4 protein-coding genes are annotated in these 3,676 nt (G+C 40.0%); 2 read left to right on the top strand and 2 right to left on the bottom strand.

The features are described from left to right. Window positions 1-171 precede the first annotated feature (171 nt). Window positions 172-699: a M23 family metallopeptidase gene (locus P20480_RS00795; protein WP_008132990.1), complete on the top strand. Its 528-nt coding sequence runs from the start codon at window positions 172-174 to the stop codon at window positions 697-699. A 34-nt stretch (window positions 700-733) separates the two neighbouring features. Here P20480_RS00795 and P20480_RS00800 read toward each other — a convergent pair whose 3' ends face one another. Continuing rightward, window positions 734-1,681, bottom strand: a complete 948-nt coding sequence (locus P20480_RS00800) for a sodium-dependent bicarbonate transport family permease (protein ID WP_008132989.1) — start codon at window positions 1,679-1,681, stop codon at window positions 734-736. 113 nt (window positions 1,682-1,794) lie between these two features. Between P20480_RS00800 and P20480_RS00805 the strand changes: the two genes are divergently transcribed. After that, complete coding sequence (locus P20480_RS00805; RefSeq protein ID WP_008132988.1) at window positions 1,795-2,739, top strand: LysR substrate-binding domain-containing protein; 945 nt, start codon at window positions 1,795-1,797, stop codon at window positions 2,737-2,739. On the opposite strand, the gene P20480_RS18885 is transcribed toward P20480_RS00805, so the two are convergent. Next, on the bottom strand, window positions 2,736-3,676 hold a 941-nt coding region (locus tag P20480_RS18885; RefSeq protein ID WP_033025910.1), incomplete at its 5' end, for a LacI family DNA-binding transcriptional regulator. The genes P20480_RS00805 and P20480_RS18885 overlap by 4 nt on opposite strands.

Genomic DNA, 3,676 nt, shown 5'->3' with positions numbered 1-3,676 from the left:
CGCTAAAGAAGAGCTTTCTTTATAATAAGTATTACCGCAGTGAAAAAGCCGATGTGAGAGTGATCTTGCATCGGCTTTTTTGTGTTTACTGTTTTATAAAGTGCTCATTATCTATTCATCATTGCGGGTTAATAATACATTTAATTGTTTAACTCAAAGCAGAATCCTATTTTGAAGCCCATAAAAATATTACTACTTAGCTTAGTCGTTATTATATTAACCATAGTACTAGCCCTGTTCGTTTTGCCTGAAAAAATCACTAATCCCGTATTAGGGGCAACACCTAAAGATTGGAATCATGCTACTTTTTGGTATGAGCCATGGGGGAAGTCGGGTGTTCATAAAGGCATTGATATATTTGGTAAAAAAAATACGCATGTTGTTGCACCGGTTAATGGGGTTGTTGTGTTTAGCGGTGAGCTTAAAAGAGTCGGTAAGGTAGTTGCTATACTCGGGCCTAAATGGCGGGTGCACTATGTAGCGCATTTAAATAGTTACAGTGTAAGTGAAGGCGACATTGTGAAGTTAAATGAAAATATTGGCTTACTGGGTAACACAGGAAATGCAGCGGGTAAGCCACCTCATGTTCACTATTCAATTGTGTCTTTATTTCCACTACCTTGGCTTGCAACAAGTGAAAGCCAAGGTTGGAAAAGAATGTTTTATATCAACCCACATACAAAATTAATTAGCCGTTAATGGTCTGTGGCAAATAAATGATACAAATTTTTAGTTATTGAATAGCTACAGCAAGCTGGTGGTAAAGGCCAATACCTACAATTACATTGAACGGAAAAGTAACACCCAGCGAGCTAAGCATGGCAAGGCCTATATCGGCTTTAGGAATAGCGGCTTTGATTGCTGCAGGTGCTGCAATGTAAGAGGCACTGGCTACTAAGCTACCGAGTATAACTACTGAACCAAGTTCTAATCCTAATAAAGTACCTACGCCCACGCCTACTGTGCCCAAACATAACGGGGTAATAATAGCAAAAGTCGCTAATTTCCAATGTTGCCATGGGAAAGGGCGCAGTGTTTGTGCAGCTACTAATCCCATTTCTAGTAAAAATAAGGCAAGGACTACTTTAAAACTGCTTGTTAATAAGCTGGTAACTTGGCTGCCTTGCGATGTGCCGTACATCATGCCAATAATTACACCACCCACTAATAAAATAACACTTTTGTTGGTAAGGGTTTCGTGCCAAAGCGCTTTTAATGAGAGCGCACTTGTTTGGCCTGGGTCTTTATCGAGCTTGCGATAAAGTAATAAGCCAACAATAATAGCAGGAAGCTCTAGCATAACTAAATAGAGCGTTACTTCAGCGCCAACGGCTAAATTTGCAGATTCGGCATACGCTAACGCAACCGCGAACGTACCGGCACTTACCGAGCCATAATGCGCTGCAATACTTGCGCTGTTAGCCACCGATAATTTAATAACGTATTTTAAAATTGGGTATAGCATTAGCGGAATAAGTGCACCTAAGAGCATCACTGTGCCCATTTCTGGTAGCAGTTGCCAGCTTAAATTGCCGTGAAGTACCATGCCGCCTTTTAAACCAATAGTTAGCATGAGTAATAAGCTTAGTGTTTCGTAGGTTGCTTTAGGAATGGTTAAATCAGAGCGTAATATTCCCGCTACTAATCCTAAAATAAAAAACATAACAACTATATCAGGCACAACTTTTCCTTTTAAATATGAAATTAAGTAGCGCTATTGTATTCAAAACTTTGTATAGTAAATAATAAAATAAATACTAGTTAGGTATAAATGATTATCTATAGGTGGTGATTGTGGATTTACGACATATTTCATTTAGATTGCTCGAAGTGTTTATGAGCGTAGTAAAAACAGGCTCAATTAGCGAAACCGCGAGGCGATTGCACTTAACTCAGCCTACTGTATCGCTGCAAATTAAACGCTTACAAGAAGCTGTAGCTGAGCCGTTAATGGTTATGCAGCATCAAAAAATGCATGTGACCGAAGCTGGACTTGAGCTATATAAAACCTGTCAGCAAGTATTTGGACATTTTGAAGATTACCAAGACTTTTTGTCAGAGCTAAATGGTGGTGAGCGAGGTAGGTGTAAAATAGCCATGGTCAATACCGCACAGTATATTTTGCCAAAATTATTAGGACCTTATAGTAATTTACACCCGCATGTAGAGCTTCCACTTGAAATTGGTAACCGTGCAGAAGTGCTAAACCGATTTGAGCGTGGTGAAGACGATATTTACGTATTCAGCCATCCTCCATCGCTTGAACATGCGCAAGCTGCACGTTTTTTACATAATCCGCTTGAGTTTATTGTGCCGGTTAATCATCCGCTAGCACAAGTAGAGTCAGTAAAGCTCAGCGACTTAATGCAATACCGATTTTTATTACGTGAAAATGGCTCGGCAACGCGCATGTTATTTGAAAGCGAGCTACAAAGCCGTGGTTTAGTACTGAGTGCTTCAGTGCAAATGGCCAGCAACGAAGCAATTAGAGTTGCGGTATCTTCGGGTATGGGAATAGCCGTTTTATCTCGCCATGTACTCGCAAAAGACGATGCAAGCTTTAAGGTATTAACTGTTACCGATACTCATTTAGCTAGCCATTGGTATTTTGTTATGCGAACCGACAGGCATATATCGCATGCGGCTCGAAACTTTTTAAAATTTGCACAGCAGCATTTAGAGCAATACCTCGATTCGCAGTGGGTACGAAACGAGTTAGATAATTTGCAACTAAATTAATTTATATCCGGGGTTGAGTCTCTTAAAATTAGCTTAGGCTCAAACACCTGAGTAACCGTTATGCCGCTTTTTTTATAAATATCTTTAAGCACTAAATTTGCTGCTGCACGGCCCATTTCGGGTACTGGGTTATCTATTGTGGTAAGCGTAGGGTAAAGGTAATTGGTAAAAATAACGTTATCAAACCCAATTATTGCTAAATCTTTAGGTATATTAAAGCCATGCTCGCGAGCGTATTTCATTGCACCCGATGCCATTTCGTCATTGGCGCACACAAGAGCCGTAATTTGCGCTTTATTTTGAATAAAATGACGCAGGCCATCGCTGCCACCGGTTTCTTTAAAGTCGCCCACATAATACAAGCTTTCGTCAAAGGTGAGGTTATATTCTGCAAGCGCCTTTTTGTGGCCTTTTAAACGATCTGAGGCATCTTCTTTAAATTGTGGACCGGCAATATAAGCGATACGTTTATGCCCTTTATTGATCATAGCTTTTGTTGCAAGGTAGCCACCCATAACATTATCGAGACTAATGCAGTTTTGCTCTATTTCTTTAACGTAGCGACTCATTAAATAAATAGGGGTTTTACCTTTACTGAGCTCAATTAAATACTCGTTAGATACCGCTTCTACGTGAGCAATAATGGCGTCGCAATTACGGCTAATTAAAAATTCAAAACCGTTTTTTTCTTTTTTTTCATCACTGTGGCCGGGCGTAATAATTACGTGTTTACCAGCTATACGTAATTGCTCTTCAATGGCCGACATCATTTGTCCAAAAAACGGGCCGTCTAACTCAGACACTAAAATGCCTACACTGTTAGTACGGCTTGATGCTAAAGAGCGTGCAATAGAGCTTGGCTGATAGCCGAGCTCTTTCATCGCCTCTAATACCTTTTTTTTAGTTTTTTTACTTACGTAGTCGTTGTCGTTAAGCA

The sequence above is a fragment of the Pseudoalteromonas sp. BSi20480 genome (genome assembly GCF_000241365.1).
Classification (GTDB): Bacteria; Pseudomonadota; Gammaproteobacteria; order Enterobacterales; family Alteromonadaceae; genus Pseudoalteromonas; species Pseudoalteromonas marina.
The sequence above is the reverse complement of the archived record's forward strand: the minus strand, read 5'-3'. Positions and strand labels throughout refer to the sequence as shown.